The organism is Neobacillus pocheonensis (assembly GCF_050477905.1).
GTDB lineage: Bacteria > Bacillota > Bacilli > Bacillales > Cytobacillaceae > Neobacillus > Neobacillus pocheonensis_A.
In genome coordinates this window covers 145,024-163,484 of record NZ_JBCNAD010000007.1, presented here as the reverse complement: position 1 = coordinate 163,484, position 18,461 = coordinate 145,024, and the positions used below count along the sequence as shown (strand labels likewise).

Genomic DNA, 18,461 nt, shown 5'->3' with positions numbered 1-18,461 from the left:
TCCCCCTCATTGATGTTAATCAGCAATCTTGGTGACTTTTAATATATTAGGGAGCTCTTCAAGCTCGTTAAGAATCTTGTCATCGATATTTTGATCCACCTCAATCGTCATTAATGCGAGCTTGCCTATTTCTTTTCGCGAAACCTCCATATGACCAATATTGATTTCATATGTTGCCAGAATGTTGGCGACACTTGCAATGGCTCCAAATCGATCATTATGGACAACTAAAATGGCCGGATGATTTCCTGAAAGCTTTAGTTCAAAGCCGTTCAGTTCCGTTACTTCAATTTTTCCACCGCCAATGGAAATACCAACTAATTCTAATTCGCCATTATGGTCACCAATAATGATTCTAGCAGTATTTGGATGATCAGTTACCGCATCTTCTTCAATAAATCGGAGTTTGATACCTTTTTCCTTAGCGATATCTATAGCATCAATGATTCTTACGTCATCCGTCTCAAAATCTAATAATCCACCAACAATGGCTACATCCGTTCCATGGCCTTTATAAGTTTTAGCAAAAGAACCATACAAAGAGATATTTGCCCATTTTGGCTCCCTGCCAAATAAACTTCTTGCGACCCTGCCGATTCTTGCGGCTCCCGCTGTATGGGAACTGGAAGGACCGATCATAACGGGGCCAATGATATCAAACACGCTTCTATATTTCATAAGAATTCTCTCCCTTAGCGCAATTCTATCTATTAAAATTATATTCAAAACATAATTCCTAGTCTCATCAACATAAAAAAGAAGGGTGTAACCCCTTCTATTTTATCTGTTCATTATTCAATTGAAAAGATAAAAGAATATAATGGTTGTTGGCCATTATGGATTTCTATCTCAACATTGCCATAATTTTCTTCCACATATTGTGTTAATGTATTGACTTCATCTTCCGATACGTCTTCACCAAAAATAACTGTTAGGATTTCGGAGTCTTCATCTAACATTTTAGAAAGCAGGTTTTGGGCTGCTTCGATTTTGTCCTTGTTTTTTACGACAATTTTCCCTTCGGCAATACCCATGAAATCATCTTTTTCAATTTCTAAACCATCAATCTGGGTATCCCTGACAGCGTAGGTGATTTGACCAGTCTTCACATGCTGAAGGGCTTCCTTCATTGCTGCTTCATTTGCCTGTACATCAGCAGACGGATTGAAGGCAAGCATCGCCGAAAGACCTTGGGGCACTGTTTTAGAAGGAATCACATAGATTTCCTCTTCTGAAACAACCGCAGCCTGCTCTGCAGCCATTATAATATTTTTGTTATTTGGTAAAATAAATACCTTTTTGGCATTTACTTGTTTTACAGCTTTAACGATATCCTCCGTACTTGGATTCATCGTTTGACCGCCTTCAATAACCGCATGAGCTCCAATGCTTTTGAATAAATCTGCAATTCCTGCTCCCATGGAAACTGTAACAATTCCATATTCCTTTTGCTCTTGCGGACGTTCCGCCACTAGCGGAGTGTGTGTTTCACCAACAATATTGGAATGCTGCTGACGCATGTTTTCAATCTTCATATTAATTAAGTTGCCGTAACGCTGTCCATAGGACAATACTTCTCCCGGCTGTTCGGAGTGAATATGCACTTTTACGACATCTTCATCAGCAATAACTAATAAAGAATCACCATATTTGCTTAAATCATTGCGGAATACACTCTCATTAAATGGATGTTTAGAGGTCTTAGCTGTCTCAAATCTTACCATAAATTCAGTACAATAACCGAATTCTATATCTTCGGTATTAATATGACTTTGGACGCTTTTATGATGTTCTGCACTGACCATTTCATCCATTGTTGGAAGTGCACTTGGTGAATCTGGCAATTCTTCACCCTTTAATTCCGCTAGAAATCCCTCGTATACGAAAACAAGACCTTGTCCGCCGCTGTCAACTACACCGACTTCCTTTAGCACAGGAAGTAAATCTGGCGTACGTTTCAAAGAAGCTTTTGCCTCTTTTAAAACCTCTTCCATAATTACAATGATGTCATTTGAATTTTGCGCAGCTTGAGCGCCCTTTTTGGCAGAATCTTTTGCCACCGTTAGAATGGTACCTTCTACTGGTTTCATAACTGCTTTATAAGCAGTTTCTACACCTGCTTCCAAAGCAATTGCAAAATCCTTACCAGATATAGCTGCTTTATTTTCAACTGCTTTTGAAAAACCACGGAATAGCTGGGAGAGAATGACGCCTGAGTTTCCTCGCGCTCCCATGAGCAATCCTTTTGAAAGGGCAACCCCTACTTTTCCTATATGTTCCTGAACATTATTTTTTACTTCTTTTGCCCCGGAGGTCATTGATAAATTCATATTCGTTCCGGTATCACCGTCAGGCACAGGAAAAACGTTTAAGGCATCCACCATTTTGGCATTCGCGGACAAATGGTTGGCTCCTTTAATCACCATTTCGGCAAAACGTTTTCCATCTAATGCTGTTATTGACACAAATCTTCCTCCTTACTGAGGTTCGTTACACGAACTTACGGATTCGTCACACGAACTCCTTGAACGTAAATATTTACCGAGTCAACGGCAAGTCCAACTGTCTTATCGAGGGTGTATTTAACCTTTGATTGCACGTTGTGGGCAATTTCGGAAATTTTCGTTCCATAGCTGACAATAATGTACATATCAATATGTAATGCCTCATTTTCCTGGCGTACGATAACGCCGCGGGTAAAGTTTTCTTTACGTAAAATTTCTGTAATACCGTCTTTAATTTGATTTTTAGAGGCCATACCGACGATTCCATAGCATTCGATTGCCGCTCCACCAGCAATGGTAGCGATTACTTCGTTTGAAATATCAATTTGTCCGTACTTAGTTTTCAATTCAATGGACATGAATCGTTCCCCCTCCTGAAAAATTGCTCCTTGACTACAGTCATTTTACTATAGTCAGCTAAATATGGAAAGTCATACTTGCATGTCAAGGTTTTTTTCTTGAAAGGTTTGTATACAAGTATTGCATTCAAAACGGTTGTATGTTAAATTATTAAGGTATCTCAAGACTAGAAAATTTGAGTATTGCTGTATAAAGCTTTTGGTAGTTAAGGAGGGAAATCATTATGCCACGTAAATGTGTAGTAACTGGAAAGAAAACCACAACTGGTAACGCACGTTCTCACGCTATGAACGCTAACAAGCGTACATGGGGTGCTAACCTACAAAAAGTACGTATTCTTGTTGATGGAAAGCCAAAGCGTGTTTGGGTTTCTGCAAGAGCGTTAAGATCAGGTAAAGTTGAACGCGTTTAATATGAAACTGAAAGGACATCCACTGGGTGTCCTTTCTTTTTGTACAAAAAATCTCAATTTTATTATTCCCCTAAGTTAAAATAAAAAGCACCCAAATAAACTGGGTGCCAAAACACATTCATATTTCTATTCGTTCTTTTTAAACGCTCCAATCATCGCCCGGACAAGTCCGCCTAAAAATCTCGGCAGTTTAATCGTATAAAATTTCATACTGTCCCTCCTCACCAATCTCCCGCTTCTTATTCATCTCAACTTTTTTCGTACGCCCTTACATACTATTCAAACGGACGAAAACAGTACCTAATTGTAATGCATATTAATCGCGACTTCTTATCACTATTAATATGCCTTCGGAAAATGAAAAAGTACCATAATCACTAATAAGTTCATTACTAATACATAGTGTTGAGCCAAGTGAAATATGCTGATTTTCCAATGGAAATTTAAAGCCTTTAAGTGTGAGACCAGTAACATCAAGGGTTAAAGGAACAAACGAAATATATTTTTTAGCCTTCATTTTTTCAATGGTATAAGTGCCCGGTCCTCTCAAAAAAACTTGGTTAAAGCGGTCAATTAAAAGGATGTCAGCTGGATTATTGGCATTGAACGGATTTAATAAAAGGTGGACATTGGCAAACAAATGATCTAATCTCCCGCCGGTGGCCCCGAAGATTCGGATTGTTGCTGGGTTTTGATCTAAAGCCCATTGGAGAGCAAGTTCCATATCGGTCTCATCCTTTTCGGGTCTAAACCGTTTCAATTCTTTTACCTCATTTTCAATGAACTGTAATTCCTCAGATGACACCGAATCAAAATCACCGAAAGCTATAATAGGACGAATGTTCATTTTTAAGAGATGAAAAACCCCCCTATCCACACCAACCCAAATCGAATTTTCCTCATTATATTCTCGTAAGTCCGGAAAAAGGTCTTCAGGACCTCCGGCAAGGATATTGATATTCATATATATTTTTACTCCTTTACCATTACAAAAAAGCCGAGCTTAAAAAGCCGGCTTTTTCTTTTTATCCACGTATTAACGAAATGGCTTTCCCATAATCTTCTTCATTATAAATAGCTGATCCTGCGACAAGAACATTTGCCCCTGCTTCCATACACTGTTTTGCAGTCTCAGGATTTACACCACCATCAATTTCAATTTCAATATTTAATCCTTTTTGCTCTGCCATTTCTTTCACTTTCCTTATTTTCGGCAGAACTTCGGGAATAAATTTTTGCCCCCCGAACCCAGGATTGACAGACATTAATAAGACCATATCAATATCCCCAATGATATGTTGGATGGTTTCGACTGGTGTCGCAGGATTTAGTACAACCCCTGCCTTTACACCAAACGATTTAATATTTTGAATAGTTCGGTGCAAATGACGGCAAGCTTCTACATGTACAGTAATATAATCCGCTCCCGCTTTCGCAAATGCTTCAATATATTGATCTGGATTTTCAATCATTAGATGTACGTCAAGCGGCAGCTGAGTAATCGGACGAATCGCTTCTACAATTAAAGGTCCAATGGTAATATTTGGAACAAAGTGACCATCCATGACATCAACATGAATGTAATCGGCTCCACCCTTTTCCACCGCTAAAATTTCTTCCCCCAATTTTGAAAAATCGGCTGAAAGGATCGAAGGTGCTATTTTCACCATGGTTAATACCTCGGCTTTCTATCTTTTATTTCTTGAAGGAAATCAACATAATGTTCATAGCGATAAGTTGGAATTTCCCCAGATTCAACAGCTTGCTTCACACCGCATTTTGGTTCACTGATATGGAGGCAGCCGCGAAATTTACAATTTTCACTTGCTTCTTGCAATTCGGGAAAACAGGAAGTTAAGTCTTCCGCATCGATATTGGTGAATTCTAAGGAACTAAACCCAGGTGTATCGGCAACAAGACCATTTCCTATTTTAATTAGTTCCACATGCCTGGTCGTATGCTTTCCTCTTCCCAAATGTGACGAGATATCATTTGTTTTTAATTCGAGATCAGGTCTTAGTACATTAAGTAAAGAGGATTTCCCGACACCTGACTGGCCTGCAAAAACAGAGATTTTATTTTCTAAGTGCGGATTTAACTGTTCAATCCCTGTTTCTGTTTCCGATGAAGTGAGAATCACTTCATATCCAGCTGTTTGATATTGCGCTGCATAGTCCATAATTAATTTTTTTTGTTCGCTGCTTGTTAAGTCCATTTTTGTTATACAAATTAGTGGTTCGATATGGTTAAATTCGACTAAGACGAGAAATCGATCTAATAGAACGGTACTGAAGTCTGGTTCAACGGCTGAGAACACAAGAATCGCTTGGTCAACATTCGCAATCGGCGGACGGACCAACTCATTTTTCCGTTCTTTCACTTCAAGAATATAGCCTTCCAATTCATTTTCAGCTTGAAAAACGACCTCATCCCCGACTAAAGGGGTCACTTTATTCTTTCTGAAGACCCCTCGGCCACGGCATTGAATTAATTCGTCATTATGAAAAACATAATAAAACCCACTTAACGCCTTTACAATTTTTCCTTCAGGCATAGCCACACTCCTTGCCTTTAAACTTACCTAACGTAATTCTACTATTAAAATTTTTACGAGTGTAATCATTTTTATTCTGTATCATCATAACTTATTGTTTCTTCCGCAATTACTTTCATATCTCGCATGACTTTATAACCGGCTTTTTTTCCGTAAGGAATTAATAATTTAATTTGCTTTTTGGTCGTCTCCGTGATTGAAAAGGTTTCTGCCGGTTCTGTCATACTATGGTTCATATCTTCAATGTAAATAATAACATCTTGTTTTTGTCCAGGTTCTCCAGGTATAGCAGGATCATAATCAATGGTGATTTCTTTGATTACCTCTCTTGGCGGCTTTTGCTCTTTTCCTTTTGAAATAATAACCTTAACCTTGTCACCTTTTCTCAATTCTGTTCCTGGGGCAGGTGATTGAGATATGACCATTCCTGCCGGGATATTTTCATCATACTTTTCTTCAGACGAATCTAAAGTAAGTCCTACTAGTGAGGCATAGTCCTGAGCGCCCTTTAAATTGTATTGGGTGAGGTCCTTTAAGGCAATTATTTCTGGTCCTTTACTAACTTCGAATTCTAATACGGTCTCTTCAGGAACTACTTTTTCTCCTCCGGGTGGATTCTGACTGATAATGGTTCCCGGCTCCCTATCATCGTTCTTCTCCACTTTCGTTATTTCTTTAAAATTTTCATTTTCTAATAAACGAATCACATCATCATATTGTCTTCCTACATAATCAGATAGTTCATATTTTTCTTTACCTGAACTTACGTAAAGAGTGATTTTTGAATTTTCCTTTACGGTAGAACCAGCCTCAGGGTCGGTCTTTATAACTTTCCCTTTCTGAACTTCTTCATCAGTTATTTCAATTTGGTCGCTAACTTCCAACCCTTTTAATTTTAGCTTAGAAATAGCATCATCTACATTCATCCTGCTTACATCTGGAATTTTAACGTCATTAGCTGATAATAAGCCAGGTAATAAAGTAATAGTTAATATTCCTAGAATGGCAAGAACAATAAAGGTAGATATTAAAATTATCGGCCACTTTTTTCGTTTTTTATTTTCATTTTTCTCTTTTTTTGCTGGTTTCTCTTGTTTCATTACCGGCTTCTCATTACTATGGACTAATGTTTCATCAAGATTTTTTAATGGCTTATCATTCGTAATAATTGGAATTGCCTTCGTTGCTTCATCATCAATCGGAATCATAAACTTGGGCTCATCCAGTCTCTCAGAGTCGAGTGCTGTCCTAAGGTCCTCTTCCATTTCTTCCACACTATTATATCGGTGGAATTGATCTTTTGCGGTTGCCTTCAGGACAATATTTTCAACGCTCTGCGGGATATTAGGATTCCAGCGTCTAACCGAAGGGGTCTCAGATTGAAGATGCTTCAAGGCAATGGAAACAGCGGATTCCCCTGAAAATGGAAGCCTTCCTGTTAAGAGTTCAAACATGACAATCCCTAAAGAATAAATATCTGATTTCCGATTGGCCATACCCCCGCGTGCCTGTTCCGGCGATAAATAATGCACAGAGCCAAGTACAGAATTGGTCTGTGTGATGCTAGTTGCACTAAGTGCCATAGCGATACCAAAATCAGTGATTTTCACATTACCTTCCCGGTCAATTAAGATATTATGGGGCTTAATATCGCGATGAATAATGTGATTTTGGTGGGCATGGGAAATGGCAGATGTCAATTGCATCATTATGTCAATAGCTTCTTCCACTCGAAGAGGTGATTGCTGCTGTATGTATTGTTTTAAGGTTTGCCCATTTACGTATTCCATGACAATATAGTAAAGAGTATCTTCTTCACCAACATCGAAAATGCTGACAATATTCGGATGGGCAAGACTAGTAGCTGATTGAGCCTCTCTATGAAAGCGTTTAATAAATTCCTCATCATTTACAAAATCAAGGCGAAGCATTTTGACGGCAACATCTCTGTCCAAAATCATATCATGAGCAAGATACACGTTTGCCATACCGCCTCCACCAATCATTTCAAGGATTTTATAGCGGCCGCTTATTCTTTTCCCAATGATCATTCATCATCACCCTCTTTCATTTTCATCATTAAACTCTAATATGATTAGGGTAATGTTATCTTCTCCACCATTTTCATTTGCCATGTTTATTAAATCTTGAGCTTTTAGTTCAAGTGAATCCTGATTTTGAAGAATATTAACCATTTCAGTATCCGTTACTTTATTAGATAAACCATCGGAACAAATTAGCAGAAAGTCTCCCTCTTCGAACATGATAGTTTTAGTATCAATTTTCACATCCTGCTCTGTTCCTAATGCTCGCAAGATCCAATTTTTACGGGGGTGATGTTCTGCATCCTCTTTCGTGATTTGTCCAGTTCGGACTAATTCATTTACAAGAGTATGGTCTTCCGTTAACTGCTGGAAACCAGAGTCATTTAAGATGTAACATCGACTATCTCCTACATGAGCTATCGTTGTGAAATTTTCTGTTGCGATTACCGCTTCAATCGTTGTACCCATTCCTTCACATTCCTGGTTATTTCTGGAGTGTTCAAATACCAAATGATTAACCTCAAGAATATGCTTTTTCAGCCACGCTTCGGCTTGGTCTGCAGTTTTAATCCCTTCAGTCTGCTCCCACATTTCCTGCAAATGTGAAACAGTCATTTTACTCGCAACATCACCGGCACGGTGACCACCCATACCATCCGCTACAATGGCAAGGCGGTGACCGTCTCGGTTGACAAAAGTTCCAACACTATCCTCATTATTCTGGCGAACTCTTCCTTGGTCCGTTTTAAAAACAGCCTTCACTCTTTGTCACCTCGTCTCCTCTTTCCGCTCCTTTGCACGAAGCTGTCCACATGCTGCATCTATATCTGACCCCTGCTCTCGGCGGATTGTTACATTAATACCTCGGTTTTTCAGTGTTTTTTCAAAAGCAAAAATTTTATCTCTTGGCGTACGAACATAATCCCTTTCAGGAACATAGTTCACAGGAATAAGATTTACATGGCACTTGACCCCTTTTAGTAAGGCAGCAAGTTCTTCGGCATGCTCGGTTGTATCATTTACACCGCCGAAAAGCCCATATTCAAAGCTTATACGCCTACCTGTCTTATCGATATAATACCGCACTGCTTTCATTAAGTCATCAAGTTTATAGGCTTTATTAATCGGCATTAGCCTAGATCTTAATTCGGTATTCGGTGCGTGCAGTGATATGGCGAAATTGATTTGCATATTTTCATCGGCAAATTGATAAATCTTTGGAATGATACCGCTTGTTGAAACGGTAATATGACGGGCTCCAATATTCAACCCTTTTTCATGATTAATAATTTTTAAAAATGAAAGCATATTGTCATAGTTATCAAACGGTTCTCCAATACCCATGATTACAACCGAGCTGACGCGCTCATCTGTTTCATCAAGTGCTTGTTGAACTTTAACAACTTGGGCGACAATTTCTCCAGCTTCCAAATGCCTTTTCAACCCTCCAAGAGTTGAAGCACAGAAAGTACAACCTATACGGCAGCCAACCTGGGTCGTAACACAAACTGAGTTCCCATAATCATGGCGCATGAGGACCGTTTCAATTGAATATCCATCATGAAGCTCAAACAGGAATTTTATCGTTCCATCAGAAGAAGTTTGTTGGATAACTGTATTCAAGGGGGTCAGCTGAAATTGATTCGTTAGCTTATCTCTTAATCCCTTTGATACATTGCTCATGTCTTCAAAGCTGGTTATTCTTTTTATATAAAGCCAATCAAAAATTTGTTCCGCCCGAAATGGCTTCTCTCCATTTTCAGACAACCATTCCTTTAATTCGTGAAGCTCAAGTGAATAAATCGATTTTTTCTTTATGTCCATTGTTGTGTTAGTCTCAGTTGTGTTTAATTGTTCCAACACCTACACCTTCTTTCTTAAAACTGCAATATAAAAACCATCTGATCCAAAATCCTGCGGAAAAATTTGAAGATCAAAGCCGTTAATCAAAGGTTGAACTGCTTCAGGCATCCGGCTTTTGAATGATACATCCCCTTCAAACTCAGGATTGTTTTCCAAAAATGTCTTCACTGTATGTTCATTTTCCTCTTTATCTACCGTGCAAGTGCTATATACAAGTGTTCCACCTTTTTTTAATAAAGGAGCAACAGACATTAACAGATTTTGCTGGATACTGCTTAATCGTTCTAAATCCTTTTCTGTTTTCGTATATTTCATGTCAGGCTTCCTCCGCATCACGCCAAGACCTGAACATGGTGCATCGAGTAGAATTCGATGGAAGGATTCATCCTGGAACTTTTCCTGTAAAAGTCTGGAATCCGATACATTTGTTTTGATATTGGATAACCCTAAACGACGGGCATTTTCATTGATTAACTTTACTTTATGCTGATGAAGGTCAACAGAAATGACTTCACCGGTATTATCCATTTTTTCGGCAATATGCGTACTTTTTCCACCTGGTGCTGCACAAGCATCAAGGACAAATTCGTTTTGTTCTGCTCCTAATGCATAGGTGGCAAGCATTGAACTTTCATCTTGTATCGTAAGCATTCCGTATTTAAAGGCAAGGGTTGAAGCAAGATTTCCCTTTAAACACCTTATCGCCTCAGGAATAACCGGACTTTTTTCGATTTGAAAGCCATCTTCCTCCAGCATCGTAACACATTCATCTCTAGAAATCTTTGTGAGATTCACCCTAGCTGTTTGCATGGGTGCTGTTAAATTCAATAAACACATCTCTTTTGTTTTATCATACCCAAATTGATTAACCCATCTTGTAACTAGCCATAACGGATGACTAGTTTCAAGTGAAAGACGTTCAATAGGGTCAGCAACTTCATTTAATGAGGGAAGTCCTTCTCTTTGTATGCTTCTAAGCACTCCATTTACCAAGCTGGCAATTCCTTTATGCCCGCGTTTTTTAGCTATTTCAACCGCTTCAAAAATAGCGGCACGATCCGGAATTTTATCGAGATAAACCATTTGATACAGCGTCATTCTGAGTAAATGGTGAATCCAATCGGCTAATTTTTTATTATCCTTGATAAACGGCCTTAAAAAGAAGTCAAGTGCCATTCTTCTTTGTAATGTTCCATATGTCAACTCTGTTAACAATCCCACATCTTTTGGTGACAAATCATTTTTCTCAATGGTGGTGTTAAGAAGCAAATTACTATAGGATTGATTTTTCTCAATGGCTGTTAGCAAATCCATTGCCGTTTCACGTACATTATTTTTCTTTGATGTCATCTTATTCCCCCAGTTTTCGGCCTATTGAAATTTTAGAACCTGCTCCCCTTAAAAATTGATCGCTTAGCATTTTTGTTTTTCCGGAAGGCTGAAGTTCTATGATTTTAAGGGAAGTATCATTACCGGTACTCACTGTAAACCCATCCGATTCTATTTTTACTATTGTTCCAGGCTCCTCGCTCTTTAGACCTGAAATTTTTTCTGCACGCCAAATTTTTAATACTTGTCCTTCCATTGATGTAAAAGCTACTGGCCAAGGGTTTAAGCCACGGATGTGGTTATAAATTTCTTCCCCTGTTTTTGACCAATTAATCTTTTCTTGCTCCCTTTTAATATTTGCAGCAAAGGTGGCTTCCCCATCATTTTGAGGAATCGGTTTTAATTTTCCTTCTAACAGGAGCGGCAATGTCTCTGATAATAACTTGGCTCCCGCTGTACTTAGCTTAACATGGAGTGTACCTACATTGTCTTCTTCTGTTATCGGAACTTCCACAGTTGTTAAAATATCACCTGCGTCCAGTTTTTCCACCATGTACATGATGGTAATTCCGGTTTTCTTTTTCCCTTGCATTATCGCATAGTGGATGGGAGCCCCGCCGCGCAATTCAGGAAGGAGAGAAGCATGAACATTAATACAACCATGCGCTGGTGCATCTAATAATTTTTTGGGTAAAATTTGACCAAAAGCTGCCGTAACAATTAAATCTGGGTTTAGAGAGAGGATCTTCTGAAGCTCTTCTTCTTGACGGATTTTTTCTGGTTGAAAGACGGGAATTCCTTGTTTTAAGGCTTCTACCTTAACTGGAGGAGGTGTTAACACTTTTTTTCTTCCTACCGGCCGGTCTGGCTGTGTTACAACGCCAATGACTTCATAGCCGTCCTCTATAATTTGTCTAAGTACCGGTACAGAAAAATCTGGTGTACCCATAAATACTATTTTCGTCATTCACTTTCTACTCCTTTTAACTCATCTTCCTCAAGGTATCTCGATACTTTAGTTGTGAATAAAATCCCGTCAAGATGATCGATTTCATGTTGAACAGCTCTGGCTAGAAATTCTTCTGCTTCGAGCGTGTATTTTCGGCCTTTGCGGTCAAATGCTTCGATTTTTACGTAATTAGGTCTGGTAACTTCACCAAACAAGCCAGGAAAGCTTAAACAGCCTTCTGGTCCAGTCTGTTCTCCTGAAGTTCCTATAATTTGAGGATTAATCATTTCGATCGTTCCTAATTCGTCATCAATATCCACGATCGCTATTCTTGCATCTATTCCTATCTGCGGTGCAGCAAGCCCCACCCCATCGTGTTCAATCATCGTATCGTACATATCATCAAGCAATTTCCCAAGTTTCCGATCAAACTTGATAACTTCTTGGCATTTCTGCTCAAGGATTTCAGCCGGATGGATTACAATTTTTCGTATTGCCAAAACTTTTCCTCCAATAAATTCGTTATTCAACTTCGATTACTGCCTAGCTACAGCGCCTAGGGGCTCGAGGTCATAAGCCCCTGGTCAAGGCGCTTCCGCTTTATAATATTTTCGCCACTATTACATTAAGATAAACGGGTTTAAGTCGATCGAAACTTGAAGACCTTTAGCTGCATCTTTTTGATGCTGATCAAGAACGATTTTTAGCGCAGCATTTAGGTTCGTTTCCCGCTTGTATTTTATCAGACATTGATAACGATATCTATTATTTATCCTTGGAATTGGAGATGCAGCAGGTCCCAAAACAACTGCCTCGTTTGAAATTTGCGAGCGGAGATAATTCACGATCTGCTCTGTTACGTTTACGACTGTCAAAAGTTGCTCATGACTGACAGTAATCAGTGAAAGATAATAAAATGGCGGATAATGATGCATTTTTCGAACCATCATCTCACGCTGATAAAAAAGATCATAGTCTTGTTTCCCTGCTAGTTCAATACTATAGTGTTCAGGCGTATAGGTTTGGATAATAACCTCACCTGGCAATTGATGCCTTCCTGCCCGGCCACTGACCTGTGTCAACAATTGGAATGTTTTTTCCGAGGACCTGAAATCTTGTAAATGCAGCATCGTATCAGCGGAAAGGACACCTACAAGCGTAATATTAGGAAAATCTAATCCTTTCGCGATCATTTGTGTTCCTAATAAAATATCAGCCTTACCATCCTGGAAATCTTTTAAGAGCCGCTCATGTGAACCCTTTCTTCCCGTAGTATCAACATCCATCCGAATAACCCTAGCCTCAGGCAATATTTTACCGAGTTCATCCTCGACCTTTTGTGTTCCCGTACCAAAATAACGAATGTACTCACTTGTGCATTCAGGACAAACGTTAGGCACATAGCTTTCATAGCCGCAATAATGGCATTTCATTTGCTTGCCGGCGCGGTGATATGTAAGTGAGATTTCACAATTTGGGCAATTTACAACATAGCCGCAATCCCGACACATAACAAACGAAGAATGACCGCGTTTATTTAAAAATAAAACGGTTTGCTGCTTTTTCTCGATTCTATCCTTCAGCATTTCGAAAAGTTTCCGAGAAAACATCGATCGATTTCCTTCACGGAGCTCCTCGCGCATATCGATAATGTCGACCGATGGCAGTGTTTGGTTATTCATTCTAGTGGGCAATGATAAAAGATGGTAAACCTTTTTTTGCGCTCTGGCAAACGATTCAAGAGACGGAGTCGCACTCCCAAGAACGACAGGGCAGTTGTACGTTTTCGCCCGTTCGATTGCAACATCCTTCGCATGATACCGTGGCATTTCCTCTTGTTTATAGCTTGTCTCATGCTCTTCATCAATAATGATAATTCCTAGGTTCTCAAACGGAGCAAATATAGCCGACCTTGCTCCAACCACAACTTTTACTTCTTTACGCTGAATCTTTCGCCATTCATCATATTTTTCCCCTGCTGACAAACCACTGTGTAATACGGCAACTAAGTCTCCAAATCTGCCTTTGAAACGATTGACCATTTGCGGAGTGAGTGAGATTTCTGGAACAAGAACAATCGCCTCTTGACCTTTCTCAATAACCTCCTGAATGGACTGAAGGTAAATTTCCGTCTTACCGCTTCCTGTAACCCCATAAAGTAAAAATACTTCATGTTTCTCTGTTTCAATGGCATTAAGAATTGGACCAATTGCTGTAGTTTGAGCATCTGTTAATGGTAAAGGCTGTGACCTTTCAAACGTTCGGTTTTCATAAGGATCACGATAAACCTCCATTTCGAACTCAGTGAGCAGCTTTTTATCAATCAAAGCTTTTACAGTGGATGTTGAGGTTTTAACAGTTGCGACGAGTTTACTCAATTCGATAGCATGTTCATGTTCAAGAAAATAAGATAATACCAGCTTTTGCTTTTCAGCATTACCAGGCAGGCGTTCCATTTCTTCCTTTAATTCAAGCTGTGAAATGAGCGGTCGAACGTATTTCACCTGTTTCTTTTTTACCTTTTCCTTCACTGCATAAATAACCTCAAGATGCCCTTTTGCTGTTTCACGTTGAAGAAGCGAAACAATTCCACTTTTTAAAGCTTCTTCCCAATCAAGCATTCCTTTGTTTTCAAAATAACCTTTAAGCCCTTCGGGTAAATTGGAAACGTCGACCCCTTTTGTAAGCTTTACTTTTTTTTCATATTTCGCTTTTAATGCTGCAGGCAGCATAACCTGATAAGCAAAAATTTTAAAGCAAAGAGTATTTTCAGTTAACCAGTTCCCAAGCTCTAATAATTCCTGATTTAATACTGGCTCAAGATCCATCGGCTCAATGATCTCCCTGAGTTGTTTGAATTCGGATTCAGCTTTTACCTCAGTAACAAAACCTTGAATATTCCTAGGTCCAAACGGAACCACCACTCTCATTCCAGGCTGAATGACTTCCCTCCACCGCTCAGGGATGAGGTAATCAAAGGCTTTATCCGTTTGTTTTGTTGGAACATCTACGATTACCGCTGCAATTTCCATTTCATTTCATATCCTTCAAAAGTGAAGTAGTTTCTTCAATAATTTTTCCGGCCACCGCTGTTTTTGACATCATTGGTAATGTAGTTACAGAACCATCCCGTTTGAAAAGCGTTACGATGTTGGTATCCGTTCCAAAGCCGGCGCCTTCTGTTTTGACATTATTGGCAACAATCATATCCGCATTTTTTGCCACTAATTTCTTTCGTGCATATTCTTCTAAATGATCTGTCTCTGCAGCAAACCCAATCAGAAATTGATGCTTCTTCCTCTGCCCAAGTTCATATAAAATATCTTTCGTTCTTTCTAATTCAATACTGGAGTCACCTGGCTTCTTTTTCACTTTATAATCAAAAGCGTTTTTAGGGCGATAGTCGGCAACCGCTGCTGTTTTAATTACGATATCTGCACGCCCATAAAAATTTAGGACCGCTTCGAACATTTCTTCTGCACTTTCTACTTTCACCACATCTACTCCTGCAGGTGCGGGTATTTGCACAGGACCTGAAACTAAAATAACATCGGCACCTTGTTTTCTTGCCTCTTCTGCAAGAGCGTACCCCATTTTCCCAGTTGAGTGATTTGAAATAAACCGGACAGGATCAATCTTCTCTCGTGTTGGTCCAGCAGTAACTAAAACCGTTTTTCCCTTTAGCGGCAACATGTTCTTATTTTTGAAAAAGATTTGAATCAATTCCACAATTTTTTCAGGCTCCTCCAGTCGGCCTTTCCCAACATAACCGCAAGCAAGATAGCCTTCACTTGGTTCAATGAATTGATATCCAAACTTAGCTAAGACGGAAAGATTATTCTTCACCGCTGGATGGTCGTACATATGCACATTCATGGCTGGAGCAATCCAAACAGGAGCCGTTGCAGCAAGCAAGGTAGTCGTGATCATATTATCGGCAATTCCACTCGCCAGCTTAGCAATCGTATTAGCTGTTGCTGGTGCAACAAGGATGAGATCTGCCCAGTCAGCTAGGTCAATATGGGCGATGACTTGCGGTTTCTTTTCATCAAAAGTATCCGTATAAACTTCATTGCGGGATAATGCCTGAAAGGTTAATGGGGTAACAAACTTAGCTGCCGATTCACTTAATATTACTTTTACTTGCGCCCCTGCTTGAACAAGCTTACTGGTCAAGGCTGCTGCCTTGTAGACTGCAATACCTCCGGTCACACATAATAGTATTTTTTTATCTGTTATCATGGTAAAACCCCCACTTCTAATCCAATACATTTTCATATCTTTAATTATGCTAGAATGTAAGCTATTTTTCAAAATAAAAAAGGCTGACAGTTAAGGTGTTAGCCCTTGAGAGTCATGCCTTCCATCAGGTTATGCTTTTAAATTACTCAGCAGAAGATTCAGCTTTTTTTGCAATTCGATATGTTAGTTCACCACTATAAATTTCTTCTAGTGCTTTCCCAACATATTTATAGGAAACATATTTCGGTAATCTTTCATCTTTTACTTGGGACATCACACGGGCACGCTTGGCGGCAACCGATACAAGCGAGTATTTTGAATCAATTTTTTCAAGCAATGAATCAATAGAAGGATATAACATTTTATTCAACCTCCAGTAATTTTTTATAGCGGTGTTCTACTCGTTCCCTGCGGCAATGTTCAGCCATGACAATGGCTTTAACCCGGTCGCAGGCGAGTTCTACTTGATCATTTTCAACGACATAATCGTATAATTCCATCATTTCAATCTCTTCTCGAGCAGACAGCAATCGATTATGAATTATGTCCTCTGTTTCTGTTCCTCTTGTAACAATTCGGTTTTTCAACTCTGATAGGCTTGGCGGCATCAAGAAGATAAATAACCCTTCAGGGAATTTTTCACGCACCTGGCGGGCCCCTTTTACTTCAATTTCTAAAAAAACATCTTTACCAGACTCAAGCGTTTCACGAACATAATCAACAGGGGTGCCATAATAGTTTCCCACGAATTCGGCATACTCCAATAGCTTCCCTTGACCGATCAATTCTTCAAATTCTTCTCTTGATTTAAAAAAATAATCTACCCCATCCACTTCACCTTCACGCGGCTTACGGGTGGTCATCGAAATAGAATATTCAAATGCCGTATCCGGATGAGAAAAAATTTCTTTTCGAACCGTTCCTTTTCCAACACCGGATGGCCCTGAAAGTACAATCAGTAATCCTTTTTCCTTCATTTTCAATAATCCTACCCTTCCTCTATCGATTCGTCACGGTCCGTTAAGCGGCCTGCAACCGTTTCTGGCTGTACAGCGGATAGTATGACATGGTCACTATCCATAACAATTACTGCACGGGTGCGTCTACCGTATGTAGCGTCAATCAATGATCCCCGATCCCTGGCATCTTGAATGATTCTTTTTATGGGAGCAGATTCAGGGCTAACGATGGAAATAATTCGATTTGCGGACACTATATTTCCAAATCCAATATTAATTAGCTTAATCGACATGGTAATCATCCAATCATCAATAATATATTTTGACCGTGTCAAACCGTTTCTAAACAAGGTCTATTCGATATTTTGAACCTGCTCCTTTAACTTCTCGAGCAAACTTTTCATTTCTACAACCATTTTTGCGATGTTTGAGTCATTAGCCTTAGAACCGATTGTGTTGGCCTCTCTATTCATTTCTTGAACAAGAAAATCAAGTTTTCTTCCAATTGGCTCCTGATCGGTTAACGTTTGTAAAAATTGCTGAATATGACTTTTTAATCTGGTCATTTCTTCATTAATATCTGCTTTATCAGCAAAAACCGCTATTTCAGTAAGAATTCTCGTTTCATCCAATTGTCCATTTACGAATTCTAACATTCTTTTTGTTAAGCGGTCTTTATAGGATTGAACAACAAGTGGAGCAAATTTCTGAAGTTCAAAAACAATGGCTTCTAATTGAGAAATAATAGCAATTAAATCTTTCTTTATCTCTTCCCCTTCAGCCATCCTCATTTGTTTTAATAAAATAACAGCTTCTTCCGTTGCGGCAAGGACCAGATTTTCCAAGTCTTCGTTCCCTGCTTCACTTTCTTCAATATGTATTAAATCCGTTCGATTCAGCAAATCTTGAAGTGATACATTCCCTTCAATTTTGAATTTGCTGCGTGCTTCCTTTATGAATTGATAATACTCCTCAATAAGCTTCCAATCCACATGGACTTTTCGTGTGACAGCACCTTCACCTTCTAAACTAACATAAACCTCAACTCGTCCACGGCGAATATGCTGATTAAGTTTCTTCTTTATTTTATCTTCTATTTTTAAAAGCTGTCTTGGCATACGAATATTCATTTCACAAAAACGGTGGTTTACTGTTTTTACTTCAACATTTACAGAGTAGGACCCTGATTCTGTCTTACCTCTTCCAAAGCCTGTCATACTTATTACCATTATGTGCACATCCAA

20 protein-coding genes are annotated in these 18,461 nt (G+C 39.2%); 1 reads left to right on the top strand and 19 read right to left on the bottom strand.

Going from position 1 to position 18,461, the window contains the following annotated elements:
* Positions 1–15: 15 nt before the first annotated feature.
* From sdaAB to ABES02_RS03660, 3 genes are all read right to left on the bottom strand, one after another.
* On the bottom strand, positions 16–678 hold the full coding sequence (gene sdaAB / locus ABES02_RS03670) for an L-serine ammonia-lyase, iron-sulfur-dependent subunit beta (protein ID WP_430130904.1): 663 nt from the start codon (positions 676–678) through the stop codon (positions 16–18).
* 113 nt (positions 679–791) lie between these two features.
* Positions 792–2,465: a DAK2 domain-containing protein gene (locus tag ABES02_RS03665; RefSeq protein ID WP_430130901.1), complete on the bottom strand. Its 1,674-nt coding sequence runs from the start codon at positions 2,463–2,465 to the stop codon at positions 792–794.
* 35 nt (positions 2,466–2,500) lie between these two features.
* On the bottom strand, positions 2,501–2,863 hold the full coding sequence (locus ABES02_RS03660) for an Asp23/Gls24 family envelope stress response protein (RefSeq protein ID WP_144548976.1): 363 nt from the start codon (positions 2,861–2,863) through the stop codon (positions 2,501–2,503).
* 224 nt (positions 2,864–3,087) lie between these two features.
* Between ABES02_RS03660 and rpmB the strand changes: the two genes are divergently transcribed.
* Complete coding sequence (gene rpmB / locus ABES02_RS03655) at positions 3,088–3,276, top strand: 50S ribosomal protein L28 (protein ID WP_007087786.1); 189 nt, start codon at positions 3,088–3,090, stop codon at positions 3,274–3,276.
* A gap of 126 nt (positions 3,277–3,402) precedes the next feature.
* Here the strand turns inward: rpmB and spoVM are convergent, their stop codons facing one another.
* The 16 genes from spoVM to ABES02_RS03575 form a co-directional block, all read right to left on the bottom strand.
* A complete protein-coding gene (spoVM, locus tag ABES02_RS03650; protein ID WP_007087787.1) occupies positions 3,403–3,486 on the bottom strand; it encodes a stage V sporulation protein SpoVM in 84 nt (27 codons plus the stop codon).
* A gap of 106 nt (positions 3,487–3,592) precedes the next feature.
* Positions 3,593–4,240, bottom strand: a complete 648-nt coding sequence (locus ABES02_RS03645; protein WP_430130898.1) for a thiamine diphosphokinase — start codon at positions 4,238–4,240, stop codon at positions 3,593–3,595.
* Between the two features lie 61 nt (positions 4,241–4,301).
* Positions 4,302–4,946 (bottom strand): ribulose-phosphate 3-epimerase, encoded by a 645-nt coding sequence (rpe, locus tag ABES02_RS03640; RefSeq protein ID WP_430130895.1) that lies wholly within the window; start codon positions 4,944–4,946, stop codon positions 4,302–4,304.
* A gap of 2 nt (positions 4,947–4,948) precedes the next feature.
* Positions 4,949–5,830, bottom strand: coding sequence for a ribosome small subunit-dependent GTPase A (rsgA, locus tag ABES02_RS03635; RefSeq protein ID WP_430130893.1), 882 nt, complete (start codon positions 5,828–5,830; stop codon positions 4,949–4,951).
* A gap of 71 nt (positions 5,831–5,901) precedes the next feature.
* The gene (gene pknB, locus ABES02_RS03630; protein WP_430130890.1) at positions 5,902–7,881 is read right to left on the bottom strand and encodes a Stk1 family PASTA domain-containing Ser/Thr kinase; all 1,980 of its coding nucleotides are present in this window, start codon (positions 7,879–7,881) and stop codon (positions 5,902–5,904) included.
* Between the two features lie 6 nt (positions 7,882–7,887).
* Entirely contained in the window at positions 7,888–8,637 is a 750-nt protein-coding gene (locus ABES02_RS03625) for a Stp1/IreP family PP2C-type Ser/Thr phosphatase (RefSeq protein WP_430130887.1), read from the bottom strand.
* 6 nt (positions 8,638–8,643) lie between these two features.
* On the bottom strand, positions 8,644–9,735 hold the full coding sequence (gene rlmN, locus ABES02_RS03620) for a 23S rRNA (adenine(2503)-C(2))-methyltransferase RlmN (RefSeq protein ID WP_430130884.1): 1,092 nt from the start codon (positions 9,733–9,735) through the stop codon (positions 8,644–8,646).
* A 3-nt stretch (positions 9,736–9,738) separates the two neighbouring features.
* Positions 9,739–11,088 carry a 16S rRNA (cytosine(967)-C(5))-methyltransferase RsmB gene (rsmB, locus tag ABES02_RS03615; RefSeq protein WP_430130881.1) on the bottom strand — a complete coding sequence of 450 codons (1,350 nt, stop codon included), beginning with the start codon at positions 11,086–11,088 and terminating at the stop codon, positions 9,739–9,741.
* A gap of 1 nt (position 11,089) precedes the next feature.
* The gene (fmt, locus tag ABES02_RS03610; RefSeq protein ID WP_430130879.1) at positions 11,090–12,034 is read right to left on the bottom strand and encodes a methionyl-tRNA formyltransferase; all 945 of its coding nucleotides are present in this window, start codon (positions 12,032–12,034) and stop codon (positions 11,090–11,092) included.
* On the bottom strand, positions 12,031–12,516 hold the full coding sequence (def, locus tag ABES02_RS03605; RefSeq protein ID WP_430130876.1) for a peptide deformylase: 486 nt from the start codon (positions 12,514–12,516) through the stop codon (positions 12,031–12,033). The genes fmt and def overlap by 4 nt, the downstream gene beginning before the upstream one ends.
* A 120-nt stretch (positions 12,517–12,636) precedes the next feature.
* The gene (gene priA, locus ABES02_RS03600; protein WP_430130873.1) at positions 12,637–15,048 is read right to left on the bottom strand and encodes a primosomal protein N'; all 2,412 of its coding nucleotides are present in this window, start codon (positions 15,046–15,048) and stop codon (positions 12,637–12,639) included.
* A gap of 1 nt (position 15,049) precedes the next feature.
* On the bottom strand, positions 15,050–16,258 hold the full coding sequence (gene coaBC, locus ABES02_RS03595) for a bifunctional phosphopantothenoylcysteine decarboxylase/phosphopantothenate--cysteine ligase CoaBC (protein ID WP_430130871.1): 1,209 nt from the start codon (positions 16,256–16,258) through the stop codon (positions 15,050–15,052).
* Positions 16,259–16,400: 142 nt separating this feature from the next.
* Positions 16,401–16,619, bottom strand: a complete 219-nt coding sequence (rpoZ, locus tag ABES02_RS03590; RefSeq protein ID WP_430130868.1) for a DNA-directed RNA polymerase subunit omega — start codon at positions 16,617–16,619, stop codon at positions 16,401–16,403.
* Position 16,620: 1 nt separating this feature from the next.
* A complete protein-coding gene (gene gmk / locus ABES02_RS03585; protein ID WP_430130866.1) occupies positions 16,621–17,235 on the bottom strand; it encodes a guanylate kinase in 615 nt (204 codons plus the stop codon).
* A gap of 11 nt (positions 17,236–17,246) precedes the next feature.
* Entirely contained in the window at positions 17,247–17,510 is a 264-nt protein-coding gene (gene remA / locus ABES02_RS03580; protein ID WP_430130863.1) for an extracellular matrix/biofilm regulator RemA, read from the bottom strand.
* A gap of 60 nt (positions 17,511–17,570) precedes the next feature.
* Positions 17,571–18,446: a YicC/YloC family endoribonuclease gene (locus ABES02_RS03575; RefSeq protein ID WP_430130860.1), complete on the bottom strand. Its 876-nt coding sequence runs from the start codon at positions 18,444–18,446 to the stop codon at positions 17,571–17,573.
* Positions 18,447–18,461 lie beyond the last annotated feature (15 nt).

Coding starts and splice junctions, on each gene's coding strand:
- rpe (WP_430130895.1), bottom strand. CDS start 4,946: ATGGTGAAAATAGCACCTTCGATCCTTTCAGCCGATTTTTCAAAATTG.
- ABES02_RS03660 (WP_144548976.1), bottom strand. CDS start 2,863: ATGTCCATTGAATTGAAAACTAAGTACGGACAAATTGATATTTCAAAC.
- fmt (WP_430130879.1), bottom strand. CDS start 12,034: ATGACGAAAATAGTATTTATGGGTACACCAGATTTTTCTGTACCGGTA.
- ABES02_RS03645 (WP_430130898.1), bottom strand. CDS start 4,240: ATGAATATCAATATCCTTGCCGGAGGTCCTGAAGACCTTTTTCCGGAC.
- remA (WP_430130863.1), bottom strand. CDS start 17,510: ATGTCGATTAAGCTAATTAATATTGGATTTGGAAATATAGTGTCCGCA.
- rpmB (WP_007087786.1), top strand. CDS start 3,088: ATGCCACGTAAATGTGTAGTAACTGGAAAGAAAACCACAACTGGTAAC.
- pknB (WP_430130890.1), bottom strand. CDS start 7,881: ATGATCATTGGGAAAAGAATAAGCGGCCGCTATAAAATCCTTGAAATG.
- rsgA (WP_430130893.1), bottom strand. CDS start 5,830: ATGCCTGAAGGAAAAATTGTAAAGGCGTTAAGTGGGTTTTATTATGTT.
- priA (WP_430130873.1), bottom strand. CDS start 15,048: ATGGAAATTGCAGCGGTAATCGTAGATGTTCCAACAAAACAAACGGAT.
- rsmB (WP_430130881.1), bottom strand. CDS start 11,088: ATGACATCAAAGAAAAATAATGTACGTGAAACGGCAATGGATTTGCTA.
- spoVM (WP_007087787.1), bottom strand. CDS start 3,486: ATGAAATTTTATACGATTAAACTGCCGAGATTTTTAGGCGGACTTGTC.
- sdaAB (WP_430130904.1), bottom strand. CDS start 678: ATGAAATATAGAAGCGTGTTTGATATCATTGGCCCCGTTATGATCGGT.
- coaBC (WP_430130871.1), bottom strand. CDS start 16,258: ATGATAACAGATAAAAAAATACTATTATGTGTGACCGGAGGTATTGCA.
- ABES02_RS03575 (WP_430130860.1), bottom strand. CDS start 18,446: ATGGTAATAAGTATGACAGGCTTTGGAAGAGGTAAGACAGAATCAGGG.
- gmk (WP_430130866.1), bottom strand. CDS start 17,235: ATGAAGGAAAAAGGATTACTGATTGTACTTTCAGGGCCATCCGGTGTT.
- rpoZ (WP_430130868.1), bottom strand. CDS start 16,619: ATGTTATATCCTTCTATTGATTCATTGCTTGAAAAAATTGATTCAAAA.